12 protein-coding genes are annotated in these 18,838 nt (G+C 68.3%); all 12 read left to right on the top strand.

Features of this window, described 5'->3' with window-relative positions; translation table 11 throughout:
- The first annotated feature begins 35 nt into the window (after positions 1-35).
- The 12 genes from E4O92_RS17140 to E4O92_RS17085 all read left to right on the top strand — a co-directional run bounded on the left by E4O92_RS17140 (position 36) and on the right by E4O92_RS17085 (position 18,680).
- Positions 36-2,648 (top strand): glycosyltransferase, encoded by a 2,613-nt coding sequence (locus E4O92_RS17140; protein WP_135190874.1) that lies wholly within the window; start codon positions 36-38, stop codon positions 2,646-2,648.
- Positions 2,649-2,774: 126 nt separating this feature from the next.
- Positions 2,775-4,706 (top strand): hypothetical protein, encoded by a 1,932-nt coding sequence (locus E4O92_RS17135; RefSeq protein WP_135190873.1) that lies wholly within the window; start codon positions 2,775-2,777, stop codon positions 4,704-4,706.
- 209 nt (positions 4,707-4,915) lie between these two features.
- Complete coding sequence (locus E4O92_RS17130; RefSeq protein WP_135190875.1) at positions 4,916-6,205, top strand: ABC transporter ATP-binding protein; 1,290 nt, start codon at positions 4,916-4,918, stop codon at positions 6,203-6,205.
- Positions 6,202-7,569 (top strand): FkbM family methyltransferase, encoded by a 1,368-nt coding sequence (locus E4O92_RS17125; protein WP_135190872.1) that lies wholly within the window; start codon positions 6,202-6,204, stop codon positions 7,567-7,569. The genes E4O92_RS17130 and E4O92_RS17125 overlap by 4 nt, the downstream gene beginning before the upstream one ends.
- A 6-nt stretch (positions 7,570-7,575) precedes the next feature.
- Positions 7,576-10,494 (top strand): glycosyltransferase, encoded by a 2,919-nt coding sequence (locus tag E4O92_RS17120; RefSeq protein WP_135190871.1) that lies wholly within the window; start codon positions 7,576-7,578, stop codon positions 10,492-10,494.
- 5 nt (positions 10,495-10,499) lie between these two features.
- Positions 10,500-11,972, top strand: coding sequence for a UbiA family prenyltransferase (locus E4O92_RS17115; RefSeq protein WP_135190870.1), 1,473 nt, complete (start codon positions 10,500-10,502; stop codon positions 11,970-11,972).
- Positions 11,973-12,091: 119 nt separating this feature from the next.
- Positions 12,092-13,987: a hypothetical protein gene (locus E4O92_RS17110; protein WP_135190869.1), complete on the top strand. Its 1,896-nt coding sequence runs from the start codon at positions 12,092-12,094 to the stop codon at positions 13,985-13,987.
- Between the two features lie 64 nt (positions 13,988-14,051).
- Positions 14,052-15,032: a glycosyltransferase family 2 protein gene (locus E4O92_RS17105; protein WP_135190868.1), complete on the top strand. Its 981-nt coding sequence runs from the start codon at positions 14,052-14,054 to the stop codon at positions 15,030-15,032.
- Complete coding sequence (locus E4O92_RS17100; RefSeq protein ID WP_135190867.1) at positions 15,025-15,402, top strand: GtrA family protein; 378 nt, start codon at positions 15,025-15,027, stop codon at positions 15,400-15,402. The genes E4O92_RS17105 and E4O92_RS17100 overlap by 8 nt, the downstream gene beginning before the upstream one ends.
- On the top strand, positions 15,399-16,253 hold the full coding sequence (locus tag E4O92_RS17095) for a GNAT family N-acetyltransferase (RefSeq protein WP_135190866.1): 855 nt from the start codon (positions 15,399-15,401) through the stop codon (positions 16,251-16,253). The genes E4O92_RS17100 and E4O92_RS17095 overlap by 4 nt, the downstream gene beginning before the upstream one ends.
- Positions 16,243-17,019, top strand: a complete 777-nt coding sequence (locus tag E4O92_RS17090; protein WP_135190865.1) for a PIG-L deacetylase family protein — start codon at positions 16,243-16,245, stop codon at positions 17,017-17,019. The genes E4O92_RS17095 and E4O92_RS17090 overlap by 11 nt, the downstream gene beginning before the upstream one ends.
- Positions 17,016-18,680: a glycosyltransferase family protein gene (locus E4O92_RS17085; protein WP_135190864.1), complete on the top strand. Its 1,665-nt coding sequence runs from the start codon at positions 17,016-17,018 to the stop codon at positions 18,678-18,680. The genes E4O92_RS17090 and E4O92_RS17085 overlap by 4 nt, the downstream gene beginning before the upstream one ends.
- The last annotated feature ends 158 nt before the right edge of the window (positions 18,681-18,838 follow it).

Below are 18,838 nucleotides of genomic sequence, written 5' to 3'. Positions count from 1 at the left end.
GGTCGTTGGCGCCCACGTCGATATAAAACCCGTTCTTGACGTGGCCGAGCGCGCCGCCACGCCGCAAACGCCGCCTGGCCTTCGTCTCGCCGCTGCCGCCGGAGCGCACCGGCATCGCCGACTACGCGGTCCAATGCCTGCCCGCGCTGATGGAGTATTTCGATATCGAGCTGGTGGTCCACCAGGACAGGGTGCAGCTGCCTGCCGCACTCTGCGCCCTGGCGCAGCGCGACGTGGCCTGGTTTGCCGCGCACGCCGACAGCTACGACCAGGTGCTCTACCAGTTCGGCAACAGCCCCTACCACAGCCACATGTTCGATCTGCTCCAGCAGCATCCGGGCGTGGTGGTCCTGCACGATTTTTACCTGAGCAGCGTGCTGGCCTACGAACAGATGACCGGCGCCATGCCAAGCGCGTGGACCGACGCGTTGTACCGCTCGCACGGCTATGCCGCGCTGCAGGCCGCGCTGGCACCAAGCGGCGCCGAACAGGCCAAGCTGGCCTACCCGTGCAACCTGGATGTGCTGCAGGCGGCCAGCGCGGTGATCGTGCATTCTGACCACGCGCGCAGCCTCGCGCTCCAATGGTACGGGCCGGGCGCGGACCGCGACTGGCACCTGGTCCCGCTGCCGCGCGCCGTTCCCACGAGGCGCGATCGCGAACAGGCGCGCAAGGCGCTCGGGATCGCGCCCGATGCGTTCGTGGTCTGCACCTTCGGCTTCGTCGATGCGAGCAAGCTCAGTCACCGCCTGCTCGAAGCGTGGCTGGCCAGCGCGCTGCGCGACGATCCCCAATGCGAACTGGTGTACGTCGGCGCCAACCACGGCGGCACCTACGGCAATGAGCTGCTGGACGCGATCGCCGGCGCCGGCGTGCAGCAACGCATCAGGATTTCCGGCTGGGCCGACGACGAGGTCTACCACCAGTACCTGCAGGCGGCCGACGTCGGGGTCCAGCTGCGCAGTGTCTCGCGCGGCGAAACCTCGGCCGCGGTGCTCGACTGCATGAACTACGGCCTTGCCACCATCGCCAACGCCAACGGCTCGATGGCGGCGCTGCCCGGTGACGCGGTATGGAAGCTGCGCGACGATTTCGCCACCTTTGACCTGGTGCAGGCGCTCGAAGTGCTGCGCCGCGACGCCACCCGCCGCACCGGCCTGGGCGCGCGCGCGGCCGCCGTGATCGACCACGGCCATCGCCCCGAACACAGCGCGCAGCGCTATGCGCAGGTGCTCGACGCCGTGTGGAACGCGGCGCCCGCCAGCATGCCGGCGCTGGTGCGTGCGGTCGCGGCCGACCTGCCGGACGAGGAGCACGCGCTGCAGCAGGCGGCGAACTGCCTTGGGTCGGCGCCGCAACGCTATCCGCAACCGCGCCAGTTGCTGGTCGACGTGACGAATATCGTGCGCCATGACCTGGGCACCGGCATCGAGCGCGTGGTGCGCATGCAGCTCCTGGAGCTGCTGCGCCATCCGGCGCCGCTGTGCCGGGTCGAGCCGGTGTACCTCTCCATGCAGGGCGGGCGCTGGCACTACCGCTACGCCCATCACTATGCGTGCAAACTGCTGGGCATCGCCCCGGTGGTCGCGCAGGACGAAGCGCTCGACATCAATCCCGGCGACCTGTTCTACGCGCCGGACTACGCTCCCGGCCCGACCATCGAAGCGGCGCGCGCCGGCATCTACGCCGACTGGCGCGCGCGCGGCGTGTCGGTCAATTTCCTGATCCACGACCTGCTGCCCGTGTTGCGGCCCGAATTCTTCCCGCCGGGCGCCGAGCATGTGCACGCATCCTGGCTCGAGTGCATCACGCAACAGGCTGACCGCCTGATCTGTATTTCGCAAGCGGTGGCGCAGGAGATGCTCGGCTGGATGGCCGGGCATACGGCGCCGGACGCCAATTGTCCGTCGGTGCATGTGGTGCACCATGGCGCCGACATCGGCGCCGCCTTGCAGAGCGCGCCGGCCGTGCCGCCCGAGGCCGAACCGGTGCTGGCGCGACTGGCCGCGGCGCCCAGCTTCCTGATGGTCGGCACGATCGAGCCGCGCAAGGGGCATTTGCAGACCCTGGCGGCATTCGAAAAATTGTGGAGCGAGGGCGAAGACGTAAACCTCGTCATTGTCGGCAACGAAGGCTGGAAGCCGCTGCCCGCCGGCGACCGGCGCACCATCCCGCAGATCATCGAGCGCCTGCAGCGGCATCCCGAACTGGGCAAGCGCCTGTTCTGGCTGCAGGGGATCGACGACGCCTACCTGCAGCAGGTCTACACGGCCTGCGACTGCCTGCTGGCGAGCAGCGAAGGCGAGGGTTTCGGGCTGCCGCTGATCGAGGCCGGGCATCACCGGCTGGCGGTCATCGCGCGCGATATTCCGGTGTTCCGCGAGGTTGCGGGGGACCACGCTTTCTACTTCAGCGGCGCGGATCCGGACGCGCTGGCCGGCGCCGTGCGGGCCTGGCTGGCCCTGTACGCGCTCGGTGCGCATCCGGCCTCATCGGGGATGAGGTGCCAGAGCTGGCGCGACAACGCCGAACAGCTGCTGGCCGTCCTCGATCCGGGCCGCCGGCTGGCCGCACCAGCCACAGCACGGCCTGGCGAAAAGCCACCCCTGACGCCGCCGGTTGCGGCGCCCGGCGTGGTTTCCCTGTAGTTGCAATGACCGGCCAGTCGCCGCAACCGGCGACAGGCAGGCCATCCAGTCGGTGTGCGCCCGGGTACCGCGCGAGGACCTGGCCGTGCACTGATGCCTTGCATCGAACAACAAGAAAGGAAGACGATGATTGCAAGATTTGCTGCATGGCGTTTTCGCCTCGTCCTGGCCCTGCTGCTGCCGCTCTCGATGATCGGCCAGCCGACGGGCTACAACGGCGACGTGGTGGAATATACGCTCGACACGGTGGCGCTGGCCACCCACGGCAGCGCCGACATCCGCCTGCCGGACATCGCGCGCGCCAGGGAACTGGTGCCGACCCTTGCAGTCGCGTACGACGCGCTGGCTGCGGACATGCAGGCCGGCCGCCAAAAGGTGTATCCCGCGTTCGTGCGCGGACGCGAGGGCAAGGTCTATTCGGTCCACTTCTTCGGCTACTCGGCGCTGGCGACGATCCCGTACAAGGTGCTGGAGACGCTGCACCGTTCGCCGTTCCGCGCGTTCCAGCTCGTGAACCTGGCCGCCGTGTTCGTGCTGGGACTGGCGCTGCGGCGCTTCTTCGGTTCCGACCTCAAGGCGCTGGCCGGCGTGGCCTTGTTCATGCTGTGCGGGGGCACGGCCTACGTCAACTGGGCCAGCCCGGAGTGCATGAGCGCCGCCGGCCTGCTCTCCGGCCTGCTGCTGTTCTGGAGCGGCGCCCCGGCCTGGGGCGCGCTGGCGGCCGGGATCGCGGCACAGCAAAACCCCACCATCGCGGTCTTCTTCGGCTTCGCGCCGCTGCTGCTGGTGCTCAGGCACTACAGCGCCGGGACCTCGCTTGCAGACAGCGTGCGCGCCGTGCTCACGCGGCGCAACGTGGCCGGCCTGGCGCTGGGCGCGGCCGTGTTCGCGCTGCCGATGCTGTTCAGCCTGTACCAGTGGGGCGTGCCCAACATTATCGCCAAGCTGTACTCCGACCCCACGCTGATGGGATTGGTGCGCCTGGTCTCGTTCTATTTCGACCTCAACCAGGGCATGATCCTCGCGGTCCCGGCCGTGGCGGTGGCGCTGCTGGCCTGGGGCTGGGGCCGCGGCCACGAGGCGCGCAGCAACGCGCTGGTGCTCGCCGCGTGCGTGCTGTTTACGCTGGCGCTGGCCGTGCCCACGCTCGCGGTCCTGAACTGGAACTCGGATGCCGCCGGCGTGATGCGCTACGGCTTCTGGGCCGCGATGCCGCTCGTGTTCGCGCTGCTGGTGCGCCTGTCCGGGCGAGCGCGCTGGCCGGCCGCGCTGGTGCTCCCGCTCGCCGTTGTGCAGGCGGCGGCGATGGACCATGCGCAACGCTACAGTTACGTGGAATTCAGTCCGGCCGCGCGCATGCTGCTCGCGCGCGCGCCCGGCCTGTACCATCCCGAGCCCGAGATCTTCGCCGAGCGTAACGGCCATGTCGACTCTTCCATCCAGCCCGACCGGCTCTACGTGTACGCCGTCGACGGCCGCCCGGTCAAGACGCTCGTCAACGTGGCCAATCCGCGCGCCAGCGAGCTGCTGTGCGGCAGCGACCGCGTGCTTGCCCCCGACAACCGCTACGTCGACAGCACGCGCGGCTGGCGCTACATCGACGGGCCGCCGCGCTGCATCAGCGACGGCACGCCGCGCCGCAGCTTCATGGTCGACCAGTTCAAGACCGGGGCCGGCATCCGCCTCGCGTCCGGCTGGCATGAGGTGGAGCACGACCCCGGCACCTGGGGCGGCGTATGGTCGGACGGGGCGCGCTCGCGCCTCGTGCTTGCCACGGAGGGCATCAATCCGCACACCCTCGCCATGTTCGGGCATTACCTGGAGGGGAACCGCCGCACGCGGGTGATCGTCAACGGCCAGGACCTGGGCATGCACCAGCTCGACCAGGAAGGCCCGCTGGCGTTACCGGCCGGCACGGGCCAGGCTGCCATGCTGGAGGTGATACTGGAGCACGAAGCCCCCCATCTGCCCGGGAACGGCGACCCGCGCACGCTGGCGTTCTTCCTGAAGCAGGTGGAGTTGCGCGCGGCCGCCGCGACGGCTGAGCAGGCACGGTGACGTTCGCGCCAGGTTAAACAAGCCCGCAGTCTGATGTCACCCGGACATGCTGTTGATGTTCCAGGGGTCAGATTGCGCGGTCGAGCCGCTCGCTTTTGAGCCCGCCCAAGACGACCCGTGCAATCTCCGCAAAAATCGCTCAGTCACTTCTGCAAGGAGCGAACATGGGCGAAAGCGCGAACACCACTTCCAAGGCCAGTCCCGGGTTCATGCATGCCGACGCCTGCGCCAGCCTTGCCAGGCGCCGCGCCGCCATCGCGGATGAGCCCGGCAGCATAATCGTCACCGGGCTTGGCAAGGCCTACAAGCAGTACCCGACGCGCTGGGCGCGCCTGGGCGAGTGGGTGCTGCCCGGCGGCCCGCGCCATGGGCTCAAATGGGTACTGCGCGATATCAGCTTTACCGTGGCGCCGGGCGAGGCGGTGGGCGTGATCGGCATGAACGGCGCCGGCAAGAGCACCCTGCTCAAGCTCATCACCGGCACCACCCGGCCGACCACCGGCAGCGTGTGGATGCAGGGCCGGGTGGCGGCGCTGCTCGAACTGGGCATGGGCTTTCACCCCGATTTCACCGGACGCCAGAATGTGGTGATGGCCGGCCAGCTGCTGGGCCTGGCGGTGGAGGAAATCCAGGAGCTGATGCCCCGGATCGAAGACTTCGCGGACATCGGCGAATACATGGACCAGCCGGTGCGCGTGTATTCGAGCGGGATGCAGATGCGCGTGGCGTTCTCGGTCGCGATCGCGCGCCGCCCCGACATCCTGATCGTGGACGAGGCGCTGTCGGTCGGCGACACCTATTTCCAGCACAAGAGCTTCGAGCGCATCCGCCAGTTCCGCGAACAGGGCACCACGCTGCTGCTGGTCTCGCACGACAAGCAGGCGATCCAGTCGGTGTGCGACCGCGCGCTCCTGCTCGATGGCGGCAGCCTGCTCAAGGAAGGCCGGCCCGAGGAGATCATGGACTTCTACAACGCGCTGATCGCCGAGCGCGAGAACGAGACCGGGCGCCAGACCGTGCGGCTGGCCGAAACCCCGGATGGCAAGGTGCAGACGACCTCCGGCACCGGCGAAGCCACCGTGGCCGACATCGTGCTGCTGGACGAAACGGGCCAGCCGGTCGAGGTGGTGGACGTCGGCGCGCCGGTCACGCTGCAGGTGCGGGTGCTGGCGAAGGCCGCCATCCCGCGCCTGGTGCTGGGCTACATGATCAAGGACCGGCTCGGCCAGCCGATGTACGGCACCAACACCCACCTGAAGGAGCTGCCGCTCGAGAACGTGGCGGCGGGCGAAGAGGCGCTGTTCCGTTTCACGTTCCCGATGAACCTGGGGCCCGGCACCTATTCGGTGGCCACCGCCATCGTGAGCACCGAAACCCACCTGGTGAACAATTACGAATGGCGCGACCTGGCGCTGGTGTTCACCGTGATGAACATGCGCCGCCCCCATTTCGAAGGTTCGGCCTGGCTCGATCCCGCCATCGACATAGAGCGCACATGAATTCATTCGTCTCCTACGCCCAGAATTTCGAGGACGTGCTGCTGTGGCGCGCGCTCGGGCACGTCAAGAACGGGTTTTATATCGACGTGGGCGCCAACGACCCGGTCGAGCACTCGGTGACCAAGGCGTTCTACGATCGCGGCTGGACCGGCATCAATATCGAGCCGCTGCCGCACTTTTACGAGGCGTTCCTCAAGCAGCGCCCGAACGACATCAACCTGCCGATCGCGGCCGGCGCCAAGGAAGACTTCCTGACCCTGTACGACGTGCCGGCGGTGCGCGGCTGGGCCTCGCCCGACCCCGGCGTGGCTGCGGCGCACCGCGCGCACGGTTTCCAGGTGACCGAGCTGACGGTCCAGGTGCGCCCGGTGTCGAGCGTGTGCCTGGAAGAAGTGAAGGGCGAGGTCCACTTCCTGAAGATCGACGTCGAAGGGTTCGAGGGCGAGGTCCTGCGCGGCATGGACTTTGCGCGCTGGCGCCCGTGGGTGCTGGTGATCGAGGCCACCCTGCCCAACAGCCGCGTGACCAACCACGAGACCTGGGAGCACCTGGTGACCGGCCCGGGCTACCACTTCGCCTGGTTCGACGGCCTGAACCGCTACTACGTGGCGCAGGAGCACCTGGAGCTGCTGCCGGCGCTGCAGCTGCAGCCGAACGTGTTCGACGAATTCGTCACGGCGCACCTCGCGCGCGCCTGGGAAGACACCAGGAAGGTAGCCCGGAAGCTGCGCGAATCGGAGGCGCACGCGGTGGTGTGGGCGACGGAGGCGCACGACGCGCTCGAGCGGGCCGGGCTGGCCGAGCAGCAGCGCCAGGAGGCGCAGGACGCCGCCTTCCAGACCAGGGTTGAGGCCGCGGCCGCCATCGAAGCAGCCAAAGCCCAGGCCGCGGCCGATACCGCCATCTCGGCCGGCGCAGCGGAGCAGGCCAACGCCGCCGCCGCCAAAGCCGACGCCAATGCCCAGCGCACCGCCGAATGGGCACGCGCGGTCGAACAGGAGCTGATCGCGCTGCGCGCCAGCAGGTCGTGGAAAGTGACGCGGCCGCTGCGCACGGCCGCCGCACGGGTGCGCGCGCTGCGCCGCCCTGGCCTGGCGCGGCGCATCGTCATCGGCGCGACCAGCAACGAGCGCCTGCGCCGCCTGATCATCCCGCTCCTGGTGCGCCATCCGGTGCTGGGCCGGGTCGTGTCGGCGCGGCTGCAGGCGATCAAGCAGGCGTCGCCCTACCCCACGGACCAAGCCGTGTCAGCCGCCGTGCGCCGCGCGGCCGAGGTGCCGGAAGCGCTGCGCCACCTGCCGCCCTCGGTGCGCGCCGTGCTGGCCGACCTGCAGCGCGCGCGCGGCAACCACACAGGCAGCTAGGCACACATGCGTATCCTTATCGACTTCCAGGATTTGAGGGGCGAAGTCCCGCCGCCGGCTTTGGCGCTGGCGCGCGACATGGTCAACTCGGCCGACCCGCACGAAGTGTGGATCGCCGCGCCGCTGCACGCGCCGCGGGCGATCGAGACGCTGCGCATCGCGTTCGCCGGCGTGCTGCCGCCGGAACGCATCCGTCCCTTGGCTACGCCGCGCGCCGGCAAAGCTGCCGACCTGGTGCGCGAGAACGCGCTGGCATGCATGGAACCGGACGTGGTGCTGGAGCCCGGGCAGCCGGGCACGCCCCGCAAGGCCCCGCACATGCGGCACCTGCCCACCGTGATCGCCGATCCCGCGAACTTCGACCGGCAGGACCTGTGGCGCCAGATCGCTGCGGCCGCCGCCGGGCGCCGCCCCAAGTCGCTACTCGAAAAACGGCACAAGCTGGCCTGCATCTCGCCGCTGCCGCCTGAAAAATCCGGAATCGCGGACTACAGCGCGCAGCTGCTGCCGGAACTGGCCAAATACTACGACGTCGAGCTGGTGGTGGCTCAGGAACGCGTGGAGGACACGCGCCTCGACGCCTTCCCGCAGCGCCAGGTCGACTGGTTCCGCGAGCACGCGCACAAATACGAGCGCGTGCTCTACCACTTCGGCAATTCGCACGCGCACCAGCACATGTTCGAACTGATCCGGCAGGCGCCGGGCATCGTGGTGCTGCACGACTTCTTCTTTTCCGGCGTGCTGGACAACCTGGAACGCGAAGGCTACCTGCCGCAGGCATTCCTGCGCGCGCTGTATGAATCGCACGGCTATACCGGCCTGTCGGACCACCGCAAGAGCGGCCGCGTGCCGGCGATCTGGAAGTACCCGCTCAACAAGGGCGTGCTGGACCACGCGGCCGGGGTGATCGTGCACTCGGAGTTTTCCCGTGAGCTGGCGCACGACTGGTACGGCAAGCGCGCAGCGGCCGACTGGCGCATCATCCCGCTGCTGCGCGGCCGGCCGCAGGCGAGCCTCGCGCACGAGGCGAGAGCCGCGGCACGCGCGCGGCTGGGGCTCGAGGCGGACGACTACCTGGTCTGCAGCTTCGGCATGCTCGGCCGCACCAAGCTGAACGAGGAACTGCTGGATGCCTTCCTCGCCTCGCCGCTGGCCCTTGATCCGCACTGCAAGCTGGTGTTCGTCGGCGCCAACGAACCGGGCCTGTACGGCGGTAACCTGGTGCACAAGATCGGCCGCAGCGTGGCCTCTGCGCGCATCCGCATCACCGGCTTTGTCGATGCCGCCGAATACGCCGACTACCTCGCCGCCTGCGACTGCGCGGTGCAGCTGCGCACCGCCACCCGCGGCGAGACCTCGGCCGCGGTGCTCGACTGCCTGCTGTACGGGGCGCCGACCATCGTCAACGCGCACGGCTCGACCGCGTCGCTGCCAGGCGAGCTGCTGGTGAAATTGCCGGACGCGTTCAGCCTCGATGACCTGGCCGGGGCGCTGGCGCGCCTGCACGGGGATGCCGAGCTGCGCGCGCAGTTATCACAGCGCGCGCTGGCGCACATGCAGGCCGAGCACGCGCCGGAGCGCGTCGGGCTGCTCTACCGCGACGCGATCGAGCATTTCACCCACCACGGCCGCCACGCGCGCTACCGGCAGCTGGTGCAGGCGGTGGCGCCGGCCTGCGCCGCGAACGAGCTGCCGCAGCTGGCCGCGGCGATCGCCTTCAACCGCGCGCCGCTGGCGCCGCGCCAGCTATTGGTGGACGTGTCGGCGATGGTGCAGTCGGACCTGAAGACCGGCATCCAGCGCGTGGTGCGCAGCGTGCTGCTGGCCCTGATCGCCGATCCGCCGCCGGGCTACCGGATCGAGCCGGTGTTCTCCCACGGTGGCGGACGCAGCTACCAGTATGCGCGCCAGTGGGGCCTGGCGCTGGCGGGCGAACCCGACCTGGTGCTGGAAGACGCGCCGGTCGACTTGCGTCCCGGCGACGTGTTCTTCGGGCTGGACCTGTTCACCAACGGCACCAGCCAGAACCAGGAACTGCTCCAGTCGATGCGCGCGTCCGGCGTCGAAATCTACTTCGTGGTGTTCGACCTGCTGCCGATGCTGCGCCCGGACGTGTTCCCGTTCGGGACCGAACAGTACTTCGGCGAGTTCCTGCGCACCGTGCACGCGGTGTCCGATGGCGTGCTGTGCATCTCGCGCGCGGTCGCCGACGAATTGATCGGCTGGATCGGCCGCCAGCATCTCACGCGCCGCGCGCCGCTGTCGATCGGCTACTTCCACCTGGGCGCCGACATCGACGCCAGCGCGCCGTCCATGGGCCTGCCGCCGGGCGCGGGCGTGGTGCTGTCCGCCCTCGCCGCGCGCCCGAGCTTCCTGATGGTCGGCACCGTCGAACCGCGCAAGGGACACACCCAGGCGCTGGCCGCGTTCGACCTGCTGTGGGAACGCGGCGTGGACGTCAACCTGGTCATCGTCGGCAAGCACGGATGGATGGTCGAAAAGCTGGCCGAGCGCATCGCCGCCCACCCGCAAAAGGAAAAGCGCCTGTTCTGGCTGAACGGCATCTCGGACGAGATGCTGCTCAAGCTTTACGCCGGCTCGGCGGCGCTGCTCCAGCCATCCGAGGGCGAGGGCTTCGGCCTGCCGCTGATCGAGGCGGCGCAGCACGACATCCCGATTATCGCGCGCGACCTGCCGGTGTTCCGCGAGGTCGCGGGCGAGCACGCCTACTACTTCAGCGGCCTGGTGCCGGCCGATCTGGCCAATGCAGTACAATCTTGGCTAGCGCTTTCGACCACAGGAGACGCGCCGACTTCGACCGGCATGCCCTGGCTGACCTGGGACCAGAGCGCGCAGCAGGTGCTCGATGCCATCGTGCGCGGCCAGTGGTACCAGGTGTTGCCGGGCAGCGCTACAAAAGAATGAACTAAATGCTTAAACAAAAAAAACAACAACTCCACCAGGAGGCGCCGCGCCAGCGCGCGGCATTGGCAGCGGATGACCCGCCGCTGGTGATCGACCTTGACGGCACGCTGATCTATTCAGATTTGCTGTGGGAGGCGCTGGTCCTGTTCCTGAAGACGCAGTTCCTGCGACTGTGGCTGCTGCCGCTATGGCTACTCGAAGGGAAGGCCGCATTCAAGGAGCGCATCGCCGCGGCGATCGAGCTCGATCCGGCCGCGCTGCCCTACGACCGAAGGCTGCTGGCCATGATCGAGGAAGAACGCTCGCAAGGCCGCGTGGTGGTGCTCGCCACCGGCACGCCGCGCCGCCTGGCCGACGCGGTGGCGCGCCACCTGGGCCTGTTCGACAGCGTGCTGGCCACCGGCGACGGCGTGAACCTGACCTCCCACAACAAGGCACGCGCGCTGGTCGAACGGTACGGCGACAAGGGCTTCGACTACGTCGGCAACTCGCGCGCCGACCTCGCGGTCTGGCAGGCCAGCCGCACCGCGTATTCGGTCAGCGCGCGGCGCTTCACGCTGGCCGACCGGCGCAGCACCACGCAGGCGGGCAGCCCGCGCATGCCGGTAGCGCGGGCGCTGCTCAAGGCGATGCGCCCACGCCAGTGGCTGAAGAACACCCTGGTGTTCGTGCCGATGCTGGCCGCGCATGCGTTGCGTCCGAACCTGCTGCTCGACTCCTTGATCGCGTTCGTCGCCTTTTCGCTGTGCGCGTCCAGCGCCTACCTGCTCAATGACGCGCTGGACGCCCAGGACGACCGCGCGCATCCGACCAAGCACAAGCGCCCGATCGCCAGCGGCGCGCTGCCGCTCGCGCTGGCGCTACCGGCCAGCCCGGTGCTGGCATTGGCGGCGATCGCGCTGTGCGCGTGGACCAACCCGATGCTGCTGATGGTGGTGGTCGTGTATTTCGCCAGCACGCTGGCCTACTCGGTCTACCTGAAGCGGCTGCTGATGGTCGACATCGTCACGCTGGCGATCCTGTACAGCCTGCGCGTGCTGGGCGGCAGCGCGGCGACCGCGGTCGCACCGTCGTTCTGGCTGCTCGCGTTCTCGTTTTTCATCTTCCTGTCGCTGGCGCTGCTCAAGCGCCACAGCGAGCTCTTGAACCTGCATCGCGACGGCAAGGACAAAACGCGCGGACGCGGCTACACCACCGCCGACAAGACCCCGATCGGCATCATGGGCGTGAACAGCGCGTTCGTGTCGGTGCTGGTCTTTATGCTGTACTTTAATTCGCAAAACGTGCTGGACTTGTACCGCAGTCCGGAGCTGCTGCTGGGGATCCTGCCGCTCCTGGTGTTCTGGCTCGGACGGCTGTGGACGCTGTCGTTCCGCGGCCAGGTCAACGAAGACCCGGTGCTGTACGTCAGCAAGGACAAGGTCAGCCTGGCCGTACTCGTCCTGTGCGCACTGCTGGTCGCCGCTGCCGCGCTTTGAACAGCCCGCTCGTTGCGCCGCCTGTTCCTCGCCGATCCGTCGCTTAGCCGGCCTCGGCCTGTTCGTTTTCGCCCGTGGCGCACGGCGCCCCCAATCCTTGCTATCCAAAACGGAGCCAAATGACCACCTCCTTTGACCCTGTCGAACCACACATCTTGCGTCGCTTCGCGCTCGGGCTGGCACTGCTGCTGGCGCTCATCTTCGCCCTGAGGCCGGCCAAGCTTGCCGGCGACGTCGAGGACTACACGCTGACCACGATCGCGCTCGCGCACCACGCCAGCCCGGACATCCGCTCCGAGGACATCGCCACGGCCAAGGCCCTGGTGCCGCAGTTGGTGCCGGCGCTCGAGCTGCTCGAACAAGAAATGGCCGCGGGTAAAAAGGTGCCCAGGGGAGCCTTCTTCCGCGGGCGCGACGGCGGGGTGTATACGATGCACTTTTTCGCCTATCCGGCGCTGGCGGCGTTGCCGTTCAAGATCCTCGAGTCGGTCCGCGCCGACCCGCTGAAATGCTACCTGGCGGTCAACCTGGCATCGCTCTTCGTACTTGGCCTGGCCCTGCTGCGCTTGTTTGGCACGGCGCTGCGCGCCAGTGTGGGCCTGCTGCTGTTCATGTTGTGCGGCGGCGTCCTGTATGGTGAATGGAGCAGTCCCGAATGCGTGAGCGCGGCCGGGCTGCTGGCCGCAATGTGCCTGTACCTGACCGGAGCCCCGCTTGCCGGCGGCCTGCTGGCCGGGCTGGCGGCCATGCAAAACCCGTCGGTGGGCGCGTTTGCCGCGTTCGCACCGCTCATGCGCCTGTGCCTGGAATGGCGGCGCGGCGAGTCGCCGCTTGCCAACGTGACACGCGCGATCGGTCCGCGCCAGCTGGCAGGCGCATGCATCACCGCCGCGCTGTTTGCGGTGCCGATATTGTTTAGCCTGTGGGAGTTCGGCATACCGAGCATCATCGGCAAGATCGCCACCTCGACCTCGCTTGCCACCCCAAACCGCCTGCATTCGTTCTTCTTCGACCTGAACCAGGGCATGATCGTCGGCGTGCCCGCCGTGCTGGCGGCGCTGCTGCTGTGGGGCTGGCGCGGCCCGGGCCGCGCGCCGGCGCTCACCCTGTGCGCGGCCGCGTTCACGCTGATCATGGCGCTGCCCACGCTGGTCATCCACAACTGGAACGCCGGGGCGACCGGCTTCATGCGCTACGCGTTCTGGGCCGCCATGCCGCTGCTGTTCGCGTTCCTGTGGCGGCTGCGCGTGCGAGCGCGCTGGCCATGGGCGCTGGTGGCCGTGGTGCTGGTGGCGCAGTGGGCCACGATCCGGTTCGAGCGCAGCTACACCATGGTTCAATTCAGCCCGCTGGCGCACTGGGTGCTGGCGCATGCGCCGGGCGCCTACAATCCTGACCCTGAAATCTTCCAAGAGCGGCTGGTGAACGATGAAACCTCGCTCGAGGAGAACCGCGTCGACATCTACCGGGTCGACGGCGCGGTGCGCAAGGCCATGTACCACAAATCCAACGTGAACGCTGGCACGCTCTTGTGCGAAGCGGGCCAGACCATGGCGCACGACAACCAGTTTGTCGAGCTGGACCGCCAGTGGCGCTACGTGAACGGGCCGATCCGCTGCGTACCCGTACGCGAGTTCGTTCCCGGCCAGGCCGGGCTGGAGCTGGGCGAAGGCTGGAGCTATGTCGAACATGGCGGCGGCATCTGGGAAGGCGCCTGGTCGAAGGCGCCCACCGCGCGCCTGACGGTGGCGTACGCGGCGGGCCAACGGCCGGGCTCGCTGACGCTGCGCGGACTCTATTACGGCAACAACAAGCGCACCCGGGTGCGCATCGACGGCGTCGACCTCGGCTGGAAGGAGCTGGACCGGGCGCCGACGTTGCCGGTGCCAAACGGCACCCAGGACAGCGGCAAGGTGACCGTGGACCTGGAATTCGACGCGCCGCACAATCCGCCGCCTGAGCAGGCCGACCAACGCAAAATTGCATTCTTTTTGCGACAGATATCGCGCAATTGAGCGTGCACTGAAAAACCGCGCAAAGGGTTGAGGTAAGGTGGCGCTTTCGGAAGAAGGCGTCCCAATGCAGAGCCGACACGTCATTGCCGCCGTGATCCCGAGCTACCGCGTGACGCGCCACGTGCTCGGTGTGATCGCCGCCATCGGTCGCGAAGTCAGCCGCATTTACGTGGTCGATGACGATTGTCCCGAAAACTCGGGCGAACTGGTGCGCAAGCACTGCAACGACAGCCGCGTGGTCGTGCTCAAGCACCAGCACAACCAGGGCGTCGGCGGCGCGGTGCTCACCGGCTACCGCGCCGCGCTGGCGGACGGGGCCAGCATCATCGTCAAGCTCGACGGCGACGGCCAGATGGACCCGAGCCTGATCCCGCGCCTGATCGCGCCGATCCTGTCCGGCGAGGCCGACTACACCAAGGGCAACCGCTTCTTTAACCTCGAGCATATCCGCGCGATGCCGCCGCTGCGCCTGTTCGGCAACGCGGTGCTGTCGCTGCTCACCAAGATCTCGTCCGGCTACTGGGACCTGTTCGACCCGACCAACGGCTACACGGCGATCCATGCCGACGCCGCGCGCTTTTTGCCGCTGGAAAAGCTAAGCCGCCGCTACTTCTTCGAAACCGACATGCTGTTTCGCCTGAACACCCTGGGCGCGGTGGTGGTCGACGTGCCGATGGACGCGGTCTACCGCGACGAAATCAGCAGCCTGAAGGTCTCGCAGATCGTGACCGAATTCGCGGCCAAGCATGTGCGCAACTTCGCCAAACGGGTGTTCTACAACTACTACCTGCGCAACGTGTCGCTGGCGTCGATCGAACTGCCGCTGGGCATGGTGATGGTCACGTTCGGCCTGGCCTATGGGGGCACCCAATGGCTGCAGTCGGTGCGCACCGGAGTTGCCGCCCCGGCCGGGGCCGTGATGCTGGCGGCGCTGCCGGTGATCATGGGCGTGCAACTGATCCTGGCTTTCCTCGCCTACGACATCGCGTCGGTGCCGCGCCGGCCGCTGCACAAAAAGACGGTGTTCAGGAATGCGCATGGATAAGGTGCTTCCCCACTGGCGCCAGTTCGCGGTGTTCGTGGCCGGCGGCCTGCTTTGCGCCGTGGCCGACGTCGGCCTGATGCAGGCCCTGCTCGCGGCCGGCATGCATTACGCCGGCGCGACCACGGCCGGCTTTGCCGTAGCCCTGCTGGTCAACTACGCCTTCCACAGCCACGTCACATTCGAGCAGGCGGCCACGCCAATCGGCTTTGCGCGCTACCTGTGCGGGGTTGGCCTGAACTACCTGCTCACCCTGGGCTGCGTGGCGCTGACCGTTGCGCTGCTGGGCAACCCACTGTACGGCAAGCTTGTGTCGCTGCCGCTGGTGGCGGTCAACGGCTACGTCCTCGGCAAATACTGGATCTTCAAATGATGCGCCTCGCACCTGTACAGCTCGACGCGTCCTCTCTTGCCCGCTACGGCGACCTGTTCGCAGCCTGCTTCCCGGGCACGGACAAGTTCACGCTGCGCTACCTGGCATGGCTGTACGTGGCCAATCCGGACGGCGCCGCGGTCGGCTTTGACGCATGGGATGGCGCGCGCCTGGCCGCCCATTACGTCTGCATCCCGGCGCGCGCGTGGGTCGAAGGCCGGCAGGCGCGCGTGCTGCTGTCGCTGAACACGGCCACCCATCCGGACTACCGGGGCCAGGGTTTGTTCGTGCAGCTGGCATCGATGACCTACGAGGCCGGCGCGGCGCTGGGTTTCGACGGCATCTACGGCGTGGCCAACGCCAACAGCACCCCCGGGTTCGTGCGCAAGCTGGGCTTCCAGCTGGTGCGCCCGCTCGAGGCGCGCATCGGTATCGGGCCGCTTCAACACAGCCGCGCGTTGGCACCGCAAGAGCTGTCGTTCGAACGCAGCTGGGACGAAGCCGCCCTCGCCTGGCGCTGCGCCAATCCGCACAATCCGGTGTCGTCGCGCCAGCGCGGCGGGCGGCGCCAGTTCCATGCGGCGGGCGACGCCGGGCTGCCAGCCTATGCCGAACTGGCGGCGGCCGGCCTGCCGCCGGAGGAGCCAGGCGGCACGCGGCCGCTCTCGCCGCTGCGCCTGTTCATCGGGCTGGCGCCGGACGCCACCAGCCGCTACTGGAATTACGCGAGCATTCCCAGGCGCTTGCGGCCGTCGCCGCTGAACCTGATCTACCGTTCGTTCGCGCCGCACGCGCCGCAGCTCGATCCGGCGCGCATCCAGTTCACCTTCCTCGACTTCGATGCCTATTGACGCCGCCGCGCTGTTCCTGTTCGCCCACCAGGACGACGAGTTCGGGGTGTATGCGCGCATCCTCGAATGCCGCCGGCGCGGACAGCGCGTGGCGTGCGCCTACCTGACCGACGGCCAGACCGGCCGCGCCGGCGCCGCGCGCCGCAATGCCGAGTCGCTGGCGGTGCTGGCCCGGCTCGGGGTGGATGCCGGCGAGGTCGCCTTCGCCGGCGGCATACTTGGTATCGGCGACGCGCGCCTGGCGCAGCACCTGCCCGCGGCCGAGCGCTGGCTGCAGCGCTGGCTGGAACGCTTCGGACCAATCGACTCGCTGCACGTGCCGGCGTGGGAAGGCGGCCACCACGACCACGACGCGCTGCATGCGCTGGCCGTCACGCTGGCGCAGCGGCGGGGCCTCGTCGCGCGCACCTTCCAGTATCCGCTGTACCAGGCCAGCGGCCTGCCCGGCCCGCTGTTCCGGGTGCTTGCGCCGCTGGCGGAAAACGGATCCGCGACGGCGCGCCGCATCCCTTGGGGCGAGAGGCTGCGCCTGTTGCGCCTGTGCCTGTCATACCCCTCGCAGCGCGCCACGTGGATCGGACTGTTCCCGTTCGTGCTGCTGCACTACATCACGCGCGGCGTGCAGTCACTGCAGCCGGTGTCGCCTGCACGCCTGGCGCAGCGGCCGCACGCCGGGCCGTTGTACTACGAAAAGCGCAAATTCTTCACGTGGGGCGAGATGACGCAAGCGCTGGAGGCCTGGCGCGCGGCCTCGGAGCGACAATGAGCAAGGGTAATGCCGCCATGCCGGGCTCCCGTGTTTCGGCGCTGGTGCTGGCCGCCATGATGGCAGTCGCCCTCGGCGCGCTCCTGGTGCGCAACATCGGCCTGAATCCCGCGATCTTTTCCGACGAGTGGTACTACAGCAAGATGGCGCGGCTCGATCCCGTGTCGGCCGCGATGGTACCGTCCTACCTGTACCTGTGGGTGTTCAGCGCCAGCAACGCCTGCGGCGACCGGTTCCTGGACTGCGTGCGGGTTGGCAACGCGCTGTTCTTCGTCGGCGGCGCCCCTTTCGTGTACCTGATCGCGCGCCAGGTTATCAGCCCGCGACTGTCCTTGTTCGCCACGGCCCTGTCGCTACTGGCGCCGCTGAACCTGCACACCACCTTCTTCATGCCCGAGTCGATGTACTACTTCGGCTTTTGCGTGCTGAGCTGGGTCGCGCTCACGCGTACGGGCTGGCACTGGGCTACATACGCGTTCACAACCGGAGCAGTGCTCGGCCTGCTGGCCCTGGTGAAGGTGCATGCGGTATTCCTGCTGCCGGCGCTGTGCCTGTTCGTGCTGTATGTCACGGCGAATCGCGAGTCACTGGCCACCGGGCTGGTCCCGATGCTGCTGACCGCTGGCGCGGCGGCGCTGGTCAGGTTCGGGCTCGGTTTTCTCTTTGCCGGCCGCGCCGGGCTTGAGTTGTTCGGCAGCTTTTATGGCAGCGGCGCGCGGCAAGCAGCACACCACACGCTGGCCCAGTTGCTGCCGCCGGCGCTGGTCAATGCTTGGGGCCACCTCATGGCGCTGGCCCTGGTACTGGCGCTGCCGATGGCGCTGCTGCTGGAGATGGTCGTGAGCAAAGGAGCGCGCGCACGGGCCGCGCCGCAGCTGATTTGGCTGCAGGTGTACGCGCTGCTGATGCTGGTCGCGGCGGCCGGCATGACCATCGCCTTCACCGCCTCGCTCGCGGGCGCGGGAGCGACGGAAGTGATCCGCCTGCATATGCGCTACTACGATTTCGTGTTTCCGCTGCTGTTCATCGTTGGCGCCGCCCAGCTGGGACAGGCGGACACGGCGCGCCGCCCGCTGCTGGCCTGGACCATTGCCCTGTTCGTGGCCGCGCTGCTGGTGGCCGGCGTGGTCTTTCTTCCGCACTACCTGGCAAGCGCGCCCGACGGACCGGACCTGGCCGGCATCGACCTGCGCCGCTGGTTCTGGCGCGCGATCTTCGGGCTCGACCTGCTGGTGCTGTTCCTGTGGGCACGCGGCAGCAGGCATGCTGGCGCGCTGTTCCTGTTTGCCGCCCTGCCGCTGGCGATCCTGGCCGCCGACCGCGGCGTGCAGCGCTACGTGCGCCAGCTGGTTACGTCATGGGGGCCGGACAATGCCGGCAGATTCGCGCACCGTTACGTGCCGCCGCGCGAGCACAAGGAGGTCACGCTGGTCGGCAGCGACATGGCAGAGCTGTTCCGCGTGCAGTTCTATCTCGACGACAAGGATGCGGTTTTGGTCGACCTGCCGCCCGGCGCGCCGGTCGATCCGTGCCGGCTGCCGTCCCATAACAAATGGCTGCTGGTGGTCGGCGATCATCCGCTGCCTGCTGGGATGCGACCGGTGGCCGCGACCAAGGATTATGCTTTGGTGAGATTGGCGGCGCCGATGTGCGGGCGGTGATGGCACCGCCGCCTCTGGCAAGCCGTAGGGTGCGCACCTGTGCGCACGCGGATGCAAACCAACCGTACCGTTCGCATTCGGAAGCAAACTCTGCGCAACCGTACCGCGTGCGCACAGGTGCGCACCCTACGCCTAAGCGCCAATTATTGCTTCGGCAG

The organism is Massilia horti (assembly GCF_004614195.1).
In the GTDB taxonomy this organism is placed as follows: domain Bacteria; phylum Pseudomonadota; class Gammaproteobacteria; order Burkholderiales; family Burkholderiaceae_D; genus Telluria; species Telluria horti.
The sequence above is the reverse complement of the archived record's forward strand: the minus strand, read 5'-3'. Positions and strand labels throughout refer to the sequence as shown.

What these genes read in the sequence shown, in the direction of transcription:
- E4O92_RS17135 (WP_135190873.1), top strand. Translation starts at nt 2,775, where the DNA reads ATGATTGCAAGATTTGCTGCATGGCGTTTTCGCCTCGTCCTGGCCCTG.
- E4O92_RS17130 (WP_135190875.1), top strand. Translation starts at nt 4,916, where the DNA reads ATGCATGCCGACGCCTGCGCCAGCCTTGCCAGGCGCCGCGCCGCCATC.
- E4O92_RS17125 (WP_135190872.1), top strand. Translation starts at nt 6,202, where the DNA reads ATGAATTCATTCGTCTCCTACGCCCAGAATTTCGAGGACGTGCTGCTG.
- E4O92_RS17120 (WP_135190871.1), top strand. Translation starts at nt 7,576, where the DNA reads ATGCGTATCCTTATCGACTTCCAGGATTTGAGGGGCGAAGTCCCGCCG.
- E4O92_RS17115 (WP_135190870.1), top strand. Translation starts at nt 10,500, where the DNA reads ATGCTTAAACAAAAAAAACAACAACTCCACCAGGAGGCGCCGCGCCAG.
- E4O92_RS17110 (WP_135190869.1), top strand. Translation starts at nt 12,092, where the DNA reads ATGACCACCTCCTTTGACCCTGTCGAACCACACATCTTGCGTCGCTTC.
- E4O92_RS17105 (WP_135190868.1), top strand. Translation starts at nt 14,052, where the DNA reads ATGCAGAGCCGACACGTCATTGCCGCCGTGATCCCGAGCTACCGCGTG.
- E4O92_RS17100 (WP_135190867.1), top strand. Translation starts at nt 15,025, where the DNA reads ATGGATAAGGTGCTTCCCCACTGGCGCCAGTTCGCGGTGTTCGTGGCC.
- E4O92_RS17095 (WP_135190866.1), top strand. Translation starts at nt 15,399, where the DNA reads ATGATGCGCCTCGCACCTGTACAGCTCGACGCGTCCTCTCTTGCCCGC.
- E4O92_RS17090 (WP_135190865.1), top strand. Translation starts at nt 16,243, where the DNA reads ATGCCTATTGACGCCGCCGCGCTGTTCCTGTTCGCCCACCAGGACGAC.
- E4O92_RS17085 (WP_135190864.1), top strand. Translation starts at nt 17,016, where the DNA reads ATGAGCAAGGGTAATGCCGCCATGCCGGGCTCCCGTGTTTCGGCGCTG.